At 65.5% G+C, this 16680-nt stretch carries 16 protein-coding genes; 12 read left to right on the top strand and 4 right to left on the bottom strand.

From position 1 onward, the window contains the following. The first annotated feature begins 74 nt into the window (after window positions 1-74). Window positions 75-1535: a phospholipase D-like domain-containing protein gene (locus tag F455_RS0118650; RefSeq protein ID WP_018974840.1), complete on the top strand. Its 1461-nt coding sequence runs from the start codon at window positions 75-77 to the stop codon at window positions 1533-1535. 216 nt (window positions 1536-1751) lie between these two features. Next, complete coding sequence (gene xseA, locus F455_RS0118645; protein WP_018974839.1) at window positions 1752-3074, top strand: exodeoxyribonuclease VII large subunit; 1323 nt, start codon at window positions 1752-1754, stop codon at window positions 3072-3074. On the opposite strand, the gene F455_RS21450 is transcribed toward xseA, so the two are convergent. Next, on the bottom strand, window positions 3065-3871 hold the full coding sequence (locus F455_RS21450) for a fructosamine kinase family protein (protein WP_051084250.1): 807 nt from the start codon (window positions 3869-3871) through the stop codon (window positions 3065-3067). The two genes, xseA and F455_RS21450, sit on opposite strands and share 10 nt — an antisense overlap. A 201-nt stretch (window positions 3872-4072) precedes the next feature. Here F455_RS21450 and F455_RS0118630 point away from each other — a divergent pair, with 201 nt between their 5' ends. Together F455_RS0118630 and F455_RS22730 are read left to right on the top strand one after the other, a co-directional pair. After that, window positions 4073-5170: an alpha/beta fold hydrolase gene (locus tag F455_RS0118630; protein WP_018974836.1), complete on the top strand. Its 1098-nt coding sequence runs from the start codon at window positions 4073-4075 to the stop codon at window positions 5168-5170. A gap of 72 nt (window positions 5171-5242) precedes the next feature. Continuing rightward, a complete protein-coding gene (locus F455_RS22730; RefSeq protein ID WP_083919032.1) occupies window positions 5243-5548 on the top strand; it encodes a GIY-YIG nuclease family protein in 306 nt (101 codons plus the stop codon). A gap of 35 nt (window positions 5549-5583) precedes the next feature. Here F455_RS22730 and def read toward each other — a convergent pair whose 3' ends face one another. Beyond that, entirely contained in the window at window positions 5584-6117 is a 534-nt protein-coding gene (def, locus tag F455_RS0118625) for a peptide deformylase (RefSeq protein WP_018974835.1), read from the bottom strand. A gap of 180 nt (window positions 6118-6297) precedes the next feature. Between def and F455_RS0118620 the strand changes: the two genes are divergently transcribed. The 4 genes from F455_RS0118620 to F455_RS0118605 are packed head-to-tail and all read left to right on the top strand — an operon-like array spanning window position 6298 to window position 10367. Continuing rightward, window positions 6298-6849: an RNA polymerase sigma factor gene (locus F455_RS0118620; RefSeq protein WP_026293534.1), complete on the top strand. Its 552-nt coding sequence runs from the start codon at window positions 6298-6300 to the stop codon at window positions 6847-6849. Continuing rightward, entirely contained in the window at window positions 6846-7946 is a 1101-nt protein-coding gene (locus F455_RS0118615) for a hypothetical protein (RefSeq protein ID WP_018974833.1), read from the top strand. The genes F455_RS0118620 and F455_RS0118615 overlap by 4 nt, the downstream gene beginning before the upstream one ends. After that, window positions 7943-8539, top strand: a complete 597-nt coding sequence (locus F455_RS0118610) for an IMPACT family protein (protein WP_018974832.1) — start codon at window positions 7943-7945, stop codon at window positions 8537-8539. The genes F455_RS0118615 and F455_RS0118610 overlap by 4 nt, the downstream gene beginning before the upstream one ends. Before the next feature lie 55 nt (window positions 8540-8594). After that, window positions 8595-10367 carry an ABC transporter transmembrane domain-containing protein gene (locus tag F455_RS0118605; RefSeq protein ID WP_033410614.1) on the top strand — a complete coding sequence of 591 codons (1773 nt, stop codon included), beginning with the start codon at window positions 8595-8597 and terminating at the stop codon, window positions 10365-10367. A gap of 148 nt (window positions 10368-10515) precedes the next feature. Here the strand turns inward: F455_RS0118605 and F455_RS0118600 are convergent, their stop codons facing one another. Beyond that, window positions 10516-12876, bottom strand: coding sequence for a serine/threonine-protein kinase (locus F455_RS0118600; protein WP_018974830.1), 2361 nt, complete (start codon window positions 12874-12876; stop codon window positions 10516-10518). 102 nt (window positions 12877-12978) lie between these two features. Beyond that, window positions 12979-13551, bottom strand: coding sequence for an ECF-type sigma factor (locus tag F455_RS0118595; protein ID WP_018974829.1), 573 nt, complete (start codon window positions 13549-13551; stop codon window positions 12979-12981). A 249-nt stretch (window positions 13552-13800) separates the two neighbouring features. On the opposite strand from F455_RS0118595, the gene F455_RS0118590 reads away from it, so the two are divergent. The 4 genes from F455_RS0118590 (at window position 13801) to F455_RS0118575 (ending at window position 16597) form a co-directional block, all read left to right on the top strand. Next, window positions 13801-14457: a hypothetical protein gene (locus tag F455_RS0118590; protein ID WP_157579088.1), complete on the top strand. Its 657-nt coding sequence runs from the start codon at window positions 13801-13803 to the stop codon at window positions 14455-14457. Further along, a complete protein-coding gene (locus F455_RS0118585; RefSeq protein ID WP_018974827.1) occupies window positions 14352-15524 on the top strand; it encodes an InlB B-repeat-containing protein in 1173 nt (390 codons plus the stop codon). Before F455_RS0118590 ends, F455_RS0118585 begins: the two co-directional genes overlap by 106 nt. A gap of 367 nt (window positions 15525-15891) precedes the next feature. Next, window positions 15892-16215 carry a hypothetical protein gene (locus F455_RS0118580; protein WP_018974826.1) on the top strand — a complete coding sequence of 108 codons (324 nt, stop codon included), beginning with the start codon at window positions 15892-15894 and terminating at the stop codon, window positions 16213-16215. A 160-nt stretch (window positions 16216-16375) separates the two neighbouring features. Continuing rightward, window positions 16376-16597 carry a hypothetical protein gene (locus tag F455_RS0118575; RefSeq protein WP_018974825.1) on the top strand — a complete coding sequence of 74 codons (222 nt, stop codon included), beginning with the start codon at window positions 16376-16378 and terminating at the stop codon, window positions 16595-16597. The last annotated feature ends 83 nt before the right edge of the window (window positions 16598-16680 follow it).

Below are 16680 nucleotides of genomic sequence, written 5' to 3'. Positions count from 1 at the left end.
TGAAACCGCGCCACACGCTGACCTTGCCGTGCCTGTTCGCCTACCGCCGCGCCGTGCGGTAGCTTCGGCGCTTCATGTTCACTCCGGATTCGACCACGCCCCACCCCGATCCGCCGCGCATCGGCTCTGCACGCATGCTCGCGGCGCAGGCGCTGGACCGCGCCACCGGAGTCGAGCCGGTCGCGGGCAATGCGGTCGAATTGCTGATCGACGGCCGCGCGAATTTCGATGCCTGGCTCGCCGCGATCCGTACGGCGCGCAGCAGCGTGTTCCTCGAGAACTACATCATCCGCGACGACGAAGTCGGGCGCGCGTTTCGCGATGCGCTCGCCGGGCGCGCGGCCGCCGGCGTGCGCGTCGCGGTGATTCGCGACTGGCTCGGCTGTCTCGGCAAAACGCGAGCGGCATTCTGGCGTCCGCTGCTCGATGCCGGCGGCGAGGTGCGCGTGTTCAATCCGCCGCGGCTCGACAGCCCATTCGGCTGGCTCGGCCGCGACCACCGCAAGCTGCTTGTCGTCGACGGCGCGATCGGTTTCGTCTCCGGCATCTGCCTGTCGCAGAAGTGGCTGGGCGATCCGGCGCGAGGCATCGCGCCATGGCGCGATACCGGCGTCGCGATCCGCGGCCCCGCCTGCGCCGACCTCGAGCACGCGTTCAAGACCACCTGGGCCAGCCTCGGCGCTGCAATCGATATCGACAATGCGGTGCCCGCAGCGTGCGGGGAAATCGACCTGCGCGTCATCGCTACCGAACCGGCACATGCGAGCGTCTATCGCAGCGATCTGTACATCGCCGCGATGGCGCGCAAGACGCTGTGGCTGACCGATGCCTATTTCGTCGGCGTCGCGCCCTACGTGCAGGCCCTGCGCGCGGCCGCGCTCGACGGTGTCGACGTGCGCCTGCTCGTGCCCGGTGCGAGCGACCTCGCTTTCGTCGCGCGCCTCTCGCACGCCGGCTACCGGCCGTTGCTCGAAGCCGGGGTAAAAGTATACGAATGGAACGGCTCGATGATCCACGCCAAGACCGCGGTCGCCGACGGGCGCTGGGCACGCGTGGGTTCGAGCAATCTCAATCTCGCCAGTTGGCTGACCAATTGCGAAATCGATGTCGCTGTCGAGAACGAGGTATTCGCCGCGCAACTCGCGGAGCAATATCTGTGCGATTTGGACAACGCGACCGAGGTGGTGCTCGACGAGCGCCTGCGACCCGCGCGCACGCGCAGACGGGTGCATCAGGCGCGCGGCGGCCGCGGCAGTTCGAGCCGCGCCGCCGCGGGCACGCTGCGCCTGGTCAACACTGTCGGTGCGGCGATCGATGACCGGCGCGCGCTCGGCAGCGCCGAGGCCGGTCTGTTGCCACCAGCCGCGCTGCTGCTGATCGTCATCGCCACGGCGGCGGCGATCTGGCCGCGCATCATCGCGTGGCCGCTGGCTCTGCTTGCCGCATGGGTCGGCGCAAGCCTGCTGTTGCGTTGGCGGAAACTGCGGCGCGATCGGAAAGCGCCTGAAAGCAAAGCGAGCTCGCCGTCAAAGTAACGCCATTCCGGCAGGGGTTGCTGGAATCCAGACTGCGTGGATGCGATTTCGCAAAGACCGTTACGCACTGATAACTCCAGGTCTGCCATCCTTGGCGCCTGGATTGATTCGCCGCATCCTGCGGCTCAACCTGTGGTCAGGCTTCGCTGTGCGCGATTGTTCCTACAATCGCAGTCGGCAGTCCCTGCCGGAATGACAATTTTTGTAGTTTCCTTCATGTCCGAACTTTTTTCCGACGCCGCCCCCGAACGCGAAATCTTTTCCCCGAGCCAGCTCGTGCGCCTCGCCCGCGACCTGCTCGAGGACACGTTTCCGCTGATCTGGGTCGAGGGCGAAATCTCGAACTTCTCGCGCCCCGCCTCCGGGCACCTCTACTTCAGCCTGAAAGACGCGCAGGCGCAGATCCGCTGCGCGATGTTCAAGAACCGCGCGATGCTGCTGCGCTTCCGCCCTGCCGACGGCACGCGCGTGCTCGCGCGAGTGCGCGTGAGCCTGTACGAGGCGCGCGGCGAGTTCCAGCTCATCGTCGAGCATCTCGAAGAAGCCGGCGAAGGCGCGTTGCTGCGCGCATTCGAGCAACTGAAAGCGAAGCTCGCCGCCGAAGGCCTGTTCGATACGGCGAAAAAACGTGCGCTGCCGAAACTGCCGCGGCGCATCGGGGTGATCACGTCGGCCACCGGCGCTGCGGTCCGCGACGTGCTCAGCGTGCTGTCGCGGCGTTTCCCGCTCGTCGACGTCGAGGTGATTCCGGTACCGGTGCAAGGCAAGGAAGCGCCGCCCGCCATCGTTACTGCGCTGAATGCCGCATCGGCGGCGCGGCGCCACGACGTGTTGCTGCTCACGCGCGGTGGCGGTTCGCTCGAAGACTTGTGGGCGTTCAACGACGAAGGCGTCGCGCGCGCGATCCGCGCGAGCGCGATCCCGGTCGTAAGCGCGGTCGGCCACGAGGTCGATTTCACCATCGCCGACTTCGCCGCCGACCTGCGCGCGCCGACGCCATCGGCCGCGGCGGAAATCCTCGTGCCCGACGGCGCCGCGATCCTGCGCAACCTGCAGCGCGAGGAAGCGCGCCTCGAAACGCTGATGTTGCGCCGCCTGCAGAACGCCGCGCAACGCCTCGACCACGCCTGGACACGCCTGCGCGCGCAACATCCGCGTGCACGCCTGCAGCGCGGCGGCGAACGCCTGGCCCATCTGCGTGCGCGCCTGCAGGCGCAACATCCGCTGATCCGCCTCGCGCGGCGCGACGAGCAGCTTGCCGCGCTGACGCAGCGCCTGCACTCGGCAATCGACCGACGCCTGGACCGGCGCAAGCAGCACCTCGTCGAACTCGCACGTACGCTCAATGCAGTCAGCCCGCTCGCCACCTTGCAGCGCGGCTATGCGATCCTGCTCGATCGCGACAGCGGCGAGGTGCTGCGCAGCGTCGCCGTGGCGGCAAAGTCCGCGCATCTCATCGCGCGCCTTGCCGACGGTGAGATCGGTCTGCGGCAGGAAGTTAAACCTCGCAAGCGAAAACCGAAGATCGATCACGAATAGCGCCGAAGCACCGTGCGCACGCCGCCGAGATAGCTCGCGCCGAACAGGTTGAGGTGATTGAGCAGGTGGTACAGATTGAGCAGCGCAGCGCGCTCGCGCCACGCCTTGTCGATCTTCGCGGCGGTTTCATAGGCGCAGAAGAACGAGGCTGGCGGTTCGCCGAACAGCGTCAGCATTGCGAGATCGACTTCGGCCCAGCCGTAGTGCACGGCGCCACCGTCGATCAAAGCGAGTTCGCCGTTGGCGCAGGCATGCACATTGCCCATCCAGAGATCGCCATGGACGCGCACCGGCGGTTGTTTCGGCAACATTTCGCACAAACGCGCGCAGATCGATTCAAGCTGGCGCATATCGTCGTGTTCGAGCAGACCGCGGTCGAAAGCGCGGCGGCCCTGCGCTAACAAGCGGCGTTCGGCGAAGAAATGGAAGCCATCCTCATCGGGCGTGTTGTCCTGCGTGCTGTCGCCGCACCATCCCCGGCTATCCAAACCGAAGCGTTCGCCTGCACTGCAATGCAAATCGGCCAAGCCGCGCCCGGCGTTTTCCCAATCGCGCGCGGACGCACGCCCACGACCGAGATCTTCGAGCGCAATGCCGTGTTCCCACACCGAGATCACATCGGGCACGCGCAAGGGCGCCGACGACAACACCGCCAGTCCGCGCGCTTCGGCAAGAAAGAAGTCGGCGGGCATGTCGTGACGCACTTTCACGAATATGCGCCCGCCGTCGGGGCGGACTGCGCGGTGAATGCCGTCGCGCAATTGCCCGAACTCGGCCACACCGGACTGCAGTTTCATCTTCACATCTCGCGCAGCAGGGCGAACGCGGCCCAGCTCAGCCAAACAAGAATCAGCGCAATAACGATCTTTTGCGAAATGCCGCTCGGGTACCGATCGGATCGGGAATCGCTCATTGCACGACGATAACTCGACCGGCACCGTGAGACAAAATCGCCCGTTTGTTGCAAACTGCCGCGTCATCCGTCGACCGGGCACGCCATGTTTCGCAAATACCTGCTCACTCTGCCGGCCCTCTTCGCGTTCGTACTTTGCGCGTCCGCGCATGCGCAGACATGGCCGACGCCGAGCGAAGGCGATTTCGACATCAAGGACTTCCGCTTTGCCAGCGGCGAGACGCTGGCCGAACTGCGTCTGCACTACCGCACACTCGGCAAAATTCATCGCGATCGCAAGGGCCATGTCGACAACGCGGTGCTGATCATGCACGGCACCGGCGGCACGGGCGCGCAGTTCATCAGCGACCGCTTCGCCGGTCAGTTGTTCGGCCCGAGCCAGCCGCTCGACGCGGCGAAATATTTCATCGTGCTGCCCGACGGCATCGGCCACGGCAAGTCGAGCAAGCCGAGCGACGGCCTGCGCATGAAGTTTCCGCATTACGACTACGACGACATGGTCAAGGCCGACTATCGGTTATTGACCGAGAAGCTCCAGGTCGATCACCTGCGCCTGGTCATGGGCACTTCGATGGGCGGCATGCATACCTGGGTCTGGGGCGAGACCTATCCGGACTTCATGGATGCACTGATGCCGCTCGCTTCGCTGCCGGTGGAAATCGCCGGGCGCAACCGCATGTTCCGGCGCATGTTCATGGACGCGATCCGCAATGATCCGGAATGGAACAACGGCGACTACACGAAGCAGCCTCGCGGCCTCGCCGACGCGCTGCACATCCTCATGATCATGGGCTCGGTGCCGCTGCAGTGGCAGAAGGACTATCCGACGCGCGAGGCGGCCGACAAGTATCTCGAGGACCGCATCGCCACGCTGATGAAGGAAGACGACGCCAACGACTGCCTCTACCAGATCGACGCCTCGCGCAACTACAACCCGCTGCCGAAGCTCGCCACGATCAAAGCGCCGCTGCTCGCCGTCAATTCCGCCGACGATCAGATCAACCCGCCGGAACTCGGCATCCTCGAACGCGAGATCAAGAACGTCGCGCATGGCCGCGCCGTCGTCATTCCGATCAGCGACGCCACGCGGGGCCACAGCTCGCACACCTGGGCGGTGTTGTGGAAGGACTATCTCGTCGAACTGCTGGCGCAGAGTGCAGCTCAGCGACAGCCAAATAAATAAACTCGCCGCGAGTTCGCTTTCCGTTCGTCCTGAGGTATCGAAGGACGAACGGCCCAACTACGCAGGGGCCATATGAGTTTTTGGGTCTACATGCTCCGATGCGCAGACAATTCGTTCTACATCGGCCATACGGACAACCTTGAAACGCGCATCGCACAACACGCGTGTGGCGATTGTGCTGGTTACACGTCGTCCCGCCGTCCCGTTCACCTCGTCTATTCCCAGGAATTCCAGACACGCAATGAAGCTTTGCTAGCGGAGCGACAGATCAAAGGTTGGAGTCGCGCCAAGAAACAGGCACTGATCGATGGCGATTGGAAGCGCATCCAGCAACTCGCTTGGGGTAAGCGAAACCCTCTACCGGAGCGTCTGAGTTAGATTGCCGTTCGCCCTTCGATACCTCACGGTGTCCATTATTCGTCCACAATGGGATTAAGGCCGGGAAACAGGATTTCGGTAAAGCCGAATTTGGAAAAGTCAGTGATGCGCGAAGGATAGAGCCGGCCGATCAGGTGATCGCATTCGTGCTGCACGACGCGCGCATGAAAACCTTCGGCCTCGCGCTCGATCTTCCTGCCCTGCGGATCGAAGCCGGTATAGCGGATCAGCGAGTAACGTTCGACCGCGCCGCGCAGCCCCGGCACCGAAAGGCACCCTTCCCAGCCTTCCTCCTTGTCCTGCGACAGCGGCATGATCTCGGGATTGATCAGGATCGTGCGCGGAACCGCGGGCGCGTCGGGATAGCGCTCGCTGCGTTCGAAACCGAAGATGACGAGCTGCAGGTCGACGCCGATCTGCGGCGCGGCGAGACCGACGCCGCCCGCAGCCTGCATCGTCTCGAACATGTCGGCGATGAGCGCATGCAGCTCCGGCGTATCGAAGGCTTCGACCGGTTTGGCGACGCGCAGCAGGCGCGGATCACCCATTTTGAGGATTTCGTGGATCATGCGGCATCCCTTCAGGTCAAAACGCCCTGCCCGTCATTCTGTAGGCAGCGATGCTAACCCCGAAAGCGTTTGTTCTGCGTTACAACGCACATGTCCGTCATTGCCGTCAACATCGAATCTGGCGCTGCAGCGCACAGTCCGGCTGCCGCGCGTGCACGTTTTGTCGTACCCTGCGCGGCAATGGGGACCGGGAAGACCGACGAGGAATTGATGCTCGCCTATGCGCAGGGCGACGCGCTCGCGTTCGACGCGCTGTACGCACGCACGCGGGGCATGCTCTACCGTTTCATCCTGCGCAGCGTGCCCGAGCGCGCCGTCGCCGACGAGCTATTCCAGGACACCTGGAGCCGGGCGATTCACGCACGCGCGCGCTATCGCGTCGAAGCGAAATTCAGTACCTGGTTGTTGCAGATCGCGCACAATCTCGTCGTCGACCACCAGCGCCGTCTGCGGCCGCAAGCCGACGCGGACGAGAGTGAACACGTGCTTGGCCTGCTCGACGTGCCCGAGCGTGAACGGCCCGAGGAAGTGCTGAGCGATTTCGAACAGCGCCGGCGCCTGCAGCTCGCACTCGAGGCATTGCCTGACGAACAGCGCAACGCCTTCCTGTTGCGCATGGAATCGAACCTTAGCCTGGAGGAAATTGCGCAGGTGACCGGCGCAGGCCACGAAACGGTGAAGTCGCGCTTGCGTTACGCCTTCGCCAAAATACGCGAGAGGCTGGCCGAATGAGCGACATCAAGAAACCCTCGCAGACGACGCCGCCCGAACACGGCTTTGATGCCGAGTTCGATGCCTTCCTGCGCGAACAAGACTCGCGCCTGGCCGCGCTGTACCGCAAGCTGCCGCACCCGGAGCCTGACGCGGCCATCGATGCACAAGTGCGTGCCCAGGCGCGGTCGGCCCTACGCATGCCCAGCGAAGCGGCGGCACAAGCGTCGCGACCGGCGGCGCGTTCGCGCGTACAGCGCTGGCTGCCCGCGTTCGGCGCCGCGGCGACGCTCCTGCTCGTCGCCGGCTTGGCATGGCGTCTGGTTCCGCCCACCGCGCCGCCGAGGCGCGAGACCGCGGCTGTTGCCGACACGCCGGCCCCGGGCGTCACTCAAAGCGAACGCACCGTGCCGATGCCGGCACCCACGGTGCCACCGCCAGCGCAGCCCGCAACGCCGCCGGTGCCAGTGGATGCAACCGCGCAATACCGGCACACGCCCAACACCGTCGCCGCGAAGCCGGAATCCTCCGTTGCCGCGGACAACGCCAAGACCGATGCGAAATCCAACGCGGGCGGCGCACTCGCCGCTGCGCCGAAGATCGCGGCGCCGGCATCCGCGACGCCGCCCGGGAGCGCCGAACCCACCGCGTTCCCTTCGCGCGCGGTCGAGCAGCCGCGCGCGAAGAGTGCGCCGCCGCCGGTCGCCGCAACCGCTCCGCCGCCGCCACCCGCGGCGATGGAAGCGGAAACGGCACGCTCGGCAGCACGCGCTGCCGCAGCACCCGCGCCGGAGTTGCGCGAAAGCGCGAGCGCCGATGGCGCCGCCGCGATGCAGGCCTTCGCAGACAAGGCGACTGCGGGAGGATCGTCGTTCGTAGTCAGGCCCGAACCAAGCGCGCCGGGGCGTTATCACTGGGAAATCGGCGGCGGCCCGACCGCAGCGCCGGCGCGCGACGGCATCTACCCGCCCGACCCGCCACCGCTGGCTGCGTGGGTCGAAATCGTGCGCGCGATGTTGCGCGACGGGCATCGCGACGCAGCCCGGCACGCACTCGCCGACCTGCGCGCGCAGCACCCGGATTTCCGTGTGCCGCCCGACCTGCGCGGCCTCGAATGAGCGGCACGCGTTTTGTCCTCGCCAGGCCGGCGACGCTGCGCCAGGAAGTGAAAAAAAGTATATTTTTGGCAAATGCCGCAAATGTCTCGTCGCCCGATGCGGCGCTGGACTTCGTCACCGCGGCGGCCGACGCATCGGCGACGCACAACTGCTGGGCTTACCGCATCGGCCAACAATATCGCTTCAACGATGACGGCGAGCCGGGCGGCACCGCCGGCAAGCCGATCCTGCAGGCGATCGACGGCCAGCAGATGGACTGCACCGCTGTCGTCGTCACGCGCTGGTATGGCTGCATCAAGCTCGGCGCGGGCGGCCTCGCGCGCGCCTATGGCGGCTGCGCCGCGGAATGCCTGCGTTTGGCGGCGAAAACGGAAGCGGTCGAGATGGCGCAGGTCGTTTTCGCACTGCCATTCGCCACGCTGCCGCTGCTGCATGCGCGCCTGGCCGAGTTCGGCGCGTCGATCGCTGACGAGCGTTTCGACGCCTCGGGCGCCGAATTGCGCCTGACCCTGCCCGCGGTACGCATCGGAGCGCTGCGCCACTGGGTTACCGATGCGACACGCGGCCGCAGTTCGGTTCGCATGGTGGATTGAATTCGGATTCCGCGGCACCATCCAAGTCAAGTCCCCGAACTCCAAGCCCGTTCGCGTGTCCGCATCCCTTGAATCCAGCAGCGAGCAGCACAGCCGTTTCTCCGCGCTGCCGCTGCTCTGGCCCTACCTCGCCCGCTACCGCGGCCTACTGATCGGCTGGCTCGCGTTTCTGGCCATATCCTCAGCCGCGACGCTGACCTTGCCGATCGCGGTACGTGTGATGATCGACCACGGTTTCGTCAACGCCAACGCGGCGATGATCGATTCGGGCTTCCTCGCCCTGCTCGGCGTCGCCGCGGTGCTCGCTCTGGCGACGGCCGCGCGCTACTTCTGCATCACCCTGCTCGGCGAGCGTACGGTCGCCGACCTGCGCAAGCGCCTGTACGCGCACTTGATGACGCTCGACCAAACCTTCTTCGAGCGCACGCGCGTCGGCGAGCTGACTTCGCGCCTGTCCGCCGACACCGAACTCGTGCAAACGGTCGTGACCTCGTCGCTGTCGGTCGCCCTGCGCAGCGTCGTCACCGCGCTCGGCGGCACGGCAATGCTGGTCGCGACGAGCCCGCGCCTTGCCGGCTACGCCGCGCTCGTAATCCCGCTGGTGATCGCGCCGATCGTGCTCATGGGTCGGCGCCAGCAGAAGCTTGCGCGCGCCAACCAGGACCGTATCGCCGACGCCGCGGCGATCGCCAACGAAACGCTCAACGCGACCTATGCGGTGCAGGCCTACGCGCGCGAGCCGTACGAGATCGCACGCTACGACACGGCGATCACGCGCGCGGTCGCGACGGCGAAAAAACGCATCGGCCAGCGTGCGATCCTGACCGCGCTCGTGATCCTGCTGATCTTCGGCGCGATCACGCTCGTGCTCTGGAGCGGCGCGCGCAGCGTGATGGACGGCCGCCTCGACGTTGGCGTATTGAGCCAGTTCGTGTTCTATGCGGTGATCGCCGCTGGCTCGATCGGCGGCCTGACCGAGGTGTGGAGCGAGATCGCACGCGCCTCGGGTGCGATGGAGCGCATCGGCGAATTGCTCGCGACGAATCCTGAGATCCGCACCGCGGCACAACCCGTCGCGTTGATGAAACCACTGCGCGGAGAGATCACCTTCGAGCATGTCGAGTTCCGCTACCCCTCGCGTCCGGACGCACCGACGCTGCACGATTTCAGCCTGAGCGTGAAACCGGGCGAGACCGTGGCGCTGGTCGGCCCCTCGGGCGCCGGCAAGAGCACCGTGTTTCATCTGCTGCTGCGTTTCTACGACGCGCAGCGCGGCACGATCCGCATCGACGGTGTCGATCTGAAACAGTTGGCGCTGCCCGAGCTGCGTGGCGCGATCGCACTCGTGCCGCAGGACACGGTGATCTTCGGCGCGAGCGCGCGCGACAATATCCGCTTCGGCTGCGTCGACGCCGACGAGGACGCGGTGATCGCCGCGGCGAAAACCGCCGAAGCACACGATTTCATCGCCGCGCAGCCGGAAGGCTACGATACCTATCTCGGCGAGCGCGGCGTGCGCCTCTCCGGCGGCCAGCAGCAACGCATCGCGATCGCGCGCGCGCTGTTGAAAGACGCGCCGATCCTGCTGCTCGACGAAGCGACGAGCAATCTCGACGCGCAATCGGAAGCCGCGATTCAGCAAGGCTTCGAGCGCCTCATGCACGGCCGCACGACGCTGATCATCGCGCATCGTCTCGCCACCGTGCTCAAGGCTGACCGCATCGTCGTCATGGACGCCGGCCGCATCGTCGCCCAAGGCACGCATGCCGAGCTGCTGCACGCGGGCGGGCTCTACGGCGAACTGGCGCGACTGCAATTCGCTGCGTGAGGAACGTCTGTTCGTCCGCAGCGGGGGAAGCTCCGCTTTGGTTCAAACAGTCGATCGTCAGTGGAAGGCTTCGGTAATCCAGCGCAACTCGCTCCAGGCCGGCCGAGGCAACAACATAACGCGCATCGCCGACCACTCCGCACGCGGGTCAGCGCGCGCAATCCTCGTGGATACGGGCCAGATGCGGGGCGTCGAGAGCGCCGATGGCATCCTCGGCCGCAGGCCAAAGCCGATCCACTTCCGCGAGCAAGACCTTGCCAGCGGCCCGATCGCCGGTCAGACAATTTGCCCGCGCAAGCGCCGCGCGCGCGATCAGGCAAAAATGGGAAGTCGTCGGAGCGCAGTCGGTAGCCGCCTTTTGCACCATGTCCACGCCGCCGGGCCTGCCCAGAACAACCTGTGCTTCCCCCAAACCGCGGCGAATGCGCAGGCAGGAAGCCAGATAGCTCTCCGTGCCGGTCAGGCAATGCGCCAGCGCCTCATCGAAGAGCGCGATCGCTTCATCCGGTCGGTTTCGCACCAGCAGCAGTTCCGCCAAAGCCATTTCGGTGCGGGTAAGCCTGGGGCTGTCGGCAGGATAGAGCTTGCTCTGCACGGCGAGGACCTCGCGTTGCTGCGTTTCCGCACCTGCGTAGTCGCCCGCATTCAAAAGCACGGCCTCGCGCATCTCCATCGCTTTGACCGTTTCCACATGCGGCACTCCGTAGGCGCGGGTGAATCCGGCAAGCGCGGCGGTCGCATCCGCCAGCGCCGACGGATTGTCCCGACGCATCATGTCGAGCTTGGTCAAATCGTAGTAAAGATTCGCGCGCTGCGCGTCCTGCCCGTTGGCCAGCGCCGGCACAAGTTCGAGCGCGCGATGCAATGCCGCCGCCGCTTCCTCCGCACGATCGATCGTCGCCAATGCCAATGCGCGCGAGGCGAGGAGCGCGATCACGAGTTCGCGCGCAGCCTCCTCGCTGCGCGGTTCGACCAGCGCCAGCGCCGAGTCGATTTCGGGCAGCGTCTGCGCCGCCTGTTCTGGATCCCCTTTCTTCAGCGCGAGACGTGCCGCGGCGGCAATGCGGCGCGTTCGCGCCAACGTATCCGTAGTCTCGTCCGAAAGCTGCACTGCGCTGCGAAACCGGGCCAGCGCCGCGCGGTCATCTCCGACATGCCGATAGATTTCGCCGAGCGCCTCGCTCAGATCTGCATGCAACTCGCGCTGCGCAGCCAGTTCGGTGTCCAACTGCGCGCTGCCTTGCGCGAGCATGTCGTGCAATGTCACCGGCGCGCCGTGATGCACGCTCGGGTCGGCGAAGCGAAACAGCGATACGAGAAAATCGCGCGTCACCTGCGCGCGTTGCGCCTGCCTGAGTGCGTCGTTGCGCTCGATCGCGAGGCGCCAGATCAATCCGCAGATCACGACGAACGCGAGCGCTGCGGCAGCGACGGCATAACGGTGACGGGCGACGAATTTACGCGCACGATAAAGCGCACGGTCCGGCGCCGCGTTGAGCGGTTTGCCATGCAGATGGTTTTCGATGTCATCCGCAAGCGCCTGCGCGGAAACGTAACGCTGTACCGGCTCAGCCTGCAACGCGGTCGCCACGATAGTGTCCAGATCGCCGCGCAGCGCGCGTGCCAGCGCGGGATCCTTCGCAGCCACACTCGGGCGCGCCACGCGATCGCCGACACGCGTCTCGCGCAACGCGCGGGCGCTGACGAGTTCATGCAGCACGCAACCCAGGCTCCAGATGTCCGTTGCGGTGGTAACGCTCTTGCCTGCGTACTGCTCGGGCGCAGCGTAGGCCGGTGTGAACGCCTGCGTTGCGGTATGTTCGTCGGCGCCGGGATCGAGGAGTTTGCCGATGCCAAAGTCAAGCAGCACCGGCGTGCCGTCTTCGCGCACAAGGATGTTCGCGGGCTTGATGTCGCGATGTACGATCAGGTGCTGATGCGCATGCTGCACCGCGCGGCAGAGTTGCACGAACAGGCGCAGGCGCGCAGGCAGGTCGAGCGTGTGCTTATCGCAGTACGCCAGCAGCGGTGCGCCGGCGACGTATTCCATCGCCAGGTACGGCACGCGATCGGGTGTCTCGCCCGCATCCAGCAGGCGCGCGATGTTCGGATGGTTCAACTCGGCGAGCAGTGCGCGCTCGCGCGCGAGGCGTTCACGCGCCCCCGTGGTCGGAATGCCGCGGATCAGCTTGAGCGCCACCTTCTGCGGCGTATCGCCGAGCAGGCGTTCGGCGAGCAGCACGGTGCCCATGCCGCCCGCACCGAGTTCGCCGAGAATGCGATAGGCACCGATCTGGCCCTGCATCGGCCGAGCCAAACCCGTCACAGCGTCCAACGCTTCCTTGAGAAAGCTTTCGCCCTGCGTGTGGCGCGCGAGCAAGCGCTCGACCTCGGCGATGATCTGCGTGTCGCTTTCGCGTGAAGTCAACTCATCGTGCCATTGCTCCGGCGGATATCCGAGCACGGCGTGGAACAGGGATTCGATCTGGGCAAACCGCGGACTGTCCATGGCGCACCTTGCTGATATTCACCGGTTCCCGAGGCATGCAGCCTCCGCCATCAATAACGCAAAATCGAGATTGAGCCCCTCATCATCCCAATCCCGCCGCAATCACGTGGCCAGACGTTCGCGCAGCCATGCGCGCGCGAAACGCAGATCGCGTTCCACCGTGGGCAGCGAAATGCCGAGCGTCTGCGCGATCTCTTCCTGCGGCAGGCCGAGCAGCAGCGACATCTCGACGACGCGGCATTTGCGCGCGTCGAGCGCCTCGAGTTCGCCGAGCGCCTGTTCGACGCCGAACCAAGCTTCCGGCCCGGCCACGGCGATGCCGGCGGCAGCGCCGAGGCTGATCTTGGCGAGGCCGCTGCCGCGCTTCTCGGCATGATCGCGGCGTAGCGCGTCGATCAACGCCTGGCGCAAGGCCAGAGCGACCGTGCGGAAAAAATGCACGCGATCGACCGCATCGAGCGGCTTCTGCAACAGGCGCAGAAAGGCTTCGTGGGCGAGTTCGGTGGTCTGCAGCGCTGCGCCTCCGCCGGCTAGCCGGCGCGATGCCATCGCGCGCAGATCGGCATAAACGAGATCGGCGAGTGCGCGCGGCGCCGCTTCGTCTCCGGCGCGCCAAGCGGCGAGGAGGTCGGTCACGCTGTCGAGCGGCGCGGGGTGATGGCTCGGGGCATGCATTTGCGTAGTTCATCCCAAAGACGGCATTTCGCTTCGTTTTACGCGATGCGCGACGCCAGCCTGCCCCTGTCCGCCGTGAGTTTACACGAGTGCATGCAGGCGGCTACTCACCGACGAGGACGGGATATGGAAGGCAGCACTGCAACCGAAACGTGCCAGGCGATGCCGGCTCGTGCGAACCATCAGCATTGCCCGGGCGCGTCGCCAAGGCGGCAACGAGGGCACATCGCGAAATACGCGCGCGCCGTGATGTTGGCGCTGACTCCGTGGCTTTGCTGCCTGCCCACATCGGCGTTTGCCAAGACCACGCCGAATGCGGTCATGCAGATTGCGCCGGCCGCGCCAAGCGCTTTCGGCACCCGACTGACCTTCTACGCCATCCTATCCTCGCCGACGCAAGGCGGACCGGTACCCACCGGCACAATCAACTTCGCTTATCGCGATGCGTCGAACACCAACTACGATCTGTGTAGCCCTCTGACGATCGACACCAATTACACGGTGCAGTCCTGTCAGGCCCAGATCGGTGCCTATCCGCCGGCCGGAGCCGACCGCATCATTCTCATCTATTCGGGCGACGCCAACTACGACGGCGATGCGACTGGCGCGCTGGCGCAGGAGGACTACGTCGTCACTTACCAGACGCCGACGATTGCGCTCGATCCGCCCGCACCGGTCTATGTCGGTCAGTACGCTGCCCTGTATCTGGTCATCGGCAACGCCACGCAGACGCAAGGCCATTTCGGTGCGAGCATCGGCGGCGATAACGGCACCTGCAACATCACCGTCCCTGGGGCCATTTGCTCCGCGGCAAGACGCGGTTCGCCGGAACGTTCGAGGTCGACGCCGGCTTCGACGGCGATGCCAATCACGGTGTCGTTGCATCTGCCCCAGTCGGCCAGATAACGATACTGCCGGCGCCGACGACGCTGACGATCATTCCGCCCAATCCGATCGCCCTGGGCGACAGTGTTTTCATCGGGATGAATATCGCGTCCATTGTCGACCCTGCGGCAACATTCCTGGGCGATATCGTCCTCAGCGATGGTGAAGTCAACTGTCACGTCCACCTGGCTAGTCCCGGCAGCAGCGAAGCCTGCACCCTCACGCCCGTCAGCGCCGGCGTGCGCCATCTGACCGCGACCTATAGCGGCTATTCCGACGCCGCCGGCAGTACGGCAACCGCCGACCTCACCGTCGTCGCACCGGCGAGCTATACGATCACCACGGCAGTCAACCCGGTCGGCGCCGGCACGGTGACCTGCACACCCAATCCGGTCGCATCGGGCGGTAACAGCACGTGCATTGCAACGGCCAACTCCGGCTATGCGTTCGATGCATTCACTGGCGATTGCAGCGGTGCAGCCTGCGCGCTGACCAATGTCACTGCAGACAAATCCATTGTCGCTAATTTCACCACTGCGCAACGGCCCGGAACGATCAGCGTGCGCGGCATCGCCAACGGCGACACCACGCCGAGCACCGTCGACGGCACCGACTTCGGTTCGACACCGGTCGGCACGCCGGTCACGCACGCCTTCACCATCGACAACCTCGGTGCGCGCGAGGCAAGCGTACCGCCTGGCGCGCAACGGTCGGCAAACGGTCAAGCCATGCCAGGGGCAGACGGCGATCTGGTCGTCAGCTCGATCGCAAGCAGCGATCCCGCATTCACGGTCAGCGGCGGCTTGGGCACGATCGCAGTGAACGCCAGCGCGATGTTCAACGTGCGCTTCAACGCGGGCGCCACCGGCACGCAAACCGCGACGATCACGATTGCGAGCAACGACGCGCACACGCCGACCTACACCTTTGTCGTCTCTGCAGTCGCCGCCGCGACCACACCAAGTAGTGTTCAGGCCGCACCGACGGCGTCGAACTGGATGCTCGGCGTGCTCGCTGGACTGCTTTGCATGATCGGCCTCGCGAGCGTGTCAGGACGCAAGCGTGCCGGGCCGATATCACGGCGCTGACGACTTCGACGTCAGCGCGTGTACTGGAGCGCAACGTTCCCGCCTGCAACCGAACCATGAGGAGTTACACGATGGATATCCGATCGACGCCCGACAACACAACCGCATCGCCGACAACGTCCGTTCTTCGTCGGCGCGACGAAAGGCAGTTTGCGCCAGCGCAACGCGACGCGCATTCCGAAGACGTGCCGCGCACACCCGTCTCCGTTTCCGCAGTGGAGGCGCTGGCCTTGTGCATGGAGACGGGTTGCTGCGGGGTGTGAGCGAGGCGACGCAGTCGCAGCACCGCAGGCGTGATGGATGCGGCCTCCCATTTGCGTAGATGGAAATGCGCAAACGATTTTCCACATCGACGAGGGCAACAGCCATGAACATCACGTTCTACCTCATCCGCACATCCGCGGCGCTCGCTCTCGCATCCGTCGCTTGCATCGACGGCACGGCGTTTGCGCAGGAAGGCCAGCAATACAACTGCGCGCCCGGCACGGTCTTGAGATATGACGAATGCGAGCCTGTTGCCGCCTCCGTGCCTGCCTCGCGGTCGCAGATGCAAAAGCAGCAGCGGCATGCAACCGCACCGGCCGCACACGCGACCACGGCACGAATGCCGCACCCGCAGGCAGCGCCGCCCAAGCTGGTCAGACACATCAAACCGCCGCCGTCCGGCAGTTTGGCCTACCCGCAGCGCTGAAGCGAGCGACCGCGTCGACACGGGGGATCCAAATTGCTTCAACAGTCGTTGCCGTCGGTCATGTCGGCTCTTGGTTTCGGGGATGATCATGCAAACTTGGCAAGAACCCTTCCATCGGATGCGAGCGAATGCTTGCGCTTTGCGTTCGAAGCACTGCGCAATGCGTGGGCTGCTTGCGGCGACGCTGATTTTCGCCGCCGCCGCAACCGTGCACGCACAGCTCGTCGACGTGACCCAGACCGAGCCGAACGTCCCCGGCGGCACGATCGGCAAATCATTGCAGCAGCAGATCGGCGCAGGCCGCGGCGACGAATTCACGCCGGGCAGTTCGCTGTATCTGATTGCGCGCGATCCGGCACGCGCGATCCGCCGCGGACGTTAATTGTTCCAGCGCAAGTTCACGATGCAACAGGGCCAGGGTCCGCGCGTCGATTTTCTTTCGCACGGAGACATCATGGCGCAACC

Source organism: Rudaea cellulosilytica DSM 22992 (genome assembly GCF_000378125.1).
In the GTDB taxonomy this organism is placed as follows: Bacteria; Pseudomonadota; Gammaproteobacteria; order Xanthomonadales; family Rhodanobacteraceae; genus Rudaea; species Rudaea cellulosilytica.
Note: the sequence above shows the minus strand (reverse complement) of the source record. Positions and strands in the feature narration are given on the sequence as shown.

What these genes read in the sequence shown, in the direction of transcription:
- F455_RS0118580 (WP_018974826.1), top strand. Translation starts at nt 15,892, where the DNA reads ATGAACATCACGTTCTACCTCATCCGCACATCCGCGGCGCTCGCTCTC.
- xseA (WP_018974839.1), top strand. Translation starts at nt 1,752, where the DNA reads ATGTCCGAACTTTTTTCCGACGCCGCCCCCGAACGCGAAATCTTTTCC.
- F455_RS0118590 (WP_157579088.1), top strand. Translation starts at nt 13,801, where the DNA reads ATGTTGGCGCTGACTCCGTGGCTTTGCTGCCTGCCCACATCGGCGTTT.
- F455_RS0118630 (WP_018974836.1), top strand. Translation starts at nt 4,073, where the DNA reads ATGTTTCGCAAATACCTGCTCACTCTGCCGGCCCTCTTCGCGTTCGTA.
- F455_RS0118620 (WP_026293534.1), top strand. Translation starts at nt 6,298, where the DNA reads ATGGGGACCGGGAAGACCGACGAGGAATTGATGCTCGCCTATGCGCAG.
- F455_RS0118650 (WP_018974840.1), top strand. Translation starts at nt 75, where the DNA reads ATGTTCACTCCGGATTCGACCACGCCCCACCCCGATCCGCCGCGCATC.
- F455_RS0118615 (WP_018974833.1), top strand. Translation starts at nt 6,846, where the DNA reads ATGAGCGACATCAAGAAACCCTCGCAGACGACGCCGCCCGAACACGGC.
- def (WP_018974835.1), bottom strand. Translation starts at nt 6,117, where the DNA reads ATGATCCACGAAATCCTCAAAATGGGTGATCCGCGCCTGCTGCGCGTC.
- F455_RS0118595 (WP_018974829.1), bottom strand. Translation starts at nt 13,551, where the DNA reads ATGCATGCCCCGAGCCATCACCCCGCGCCGCTCGACAGCGTGACCGAC.
- F455_RS0118575 (WP_018974825.1), top strand. Translation starts at nt 16,376, where the DNA reads ATGCGTGGGCTGCTTGCGGCGACGCTGATTTTCGCCGCCGCCGCAACC.
- F455_RS22730 (WP_083919032.1), top strand. Translation starts at nt 5,243, where the DNA reads ATGAGTTTTTGGGTCTACATGCTCCGATGCGCAGACAATTCGTTCTAC.
- F455_RS0118610 (WP_018974832.1), top strand. Translation starts at nt 7,943, where the DNA reads ATGAGCGGCACGCGTTTTGTCCTCGCCAGGCCGGCGACGCTGCGCCAG.
- F455_RS21450 (WP_051084250.1), bottom strand. Translation starts at nt 3,871, where the DNA reads ATGAAACTGCAGTCCGGTGTGGCCGAGTTCGGGCAATTGCGCGACGGC.
- F455_RS0118600 (WP_018974830.1), bottom strand. Translation starts at nt 12,876, where the DNA reads ATGGACAGTCCGCGGTTTGCCCAGATCGAATCCCTGTTCCACGCCGTG.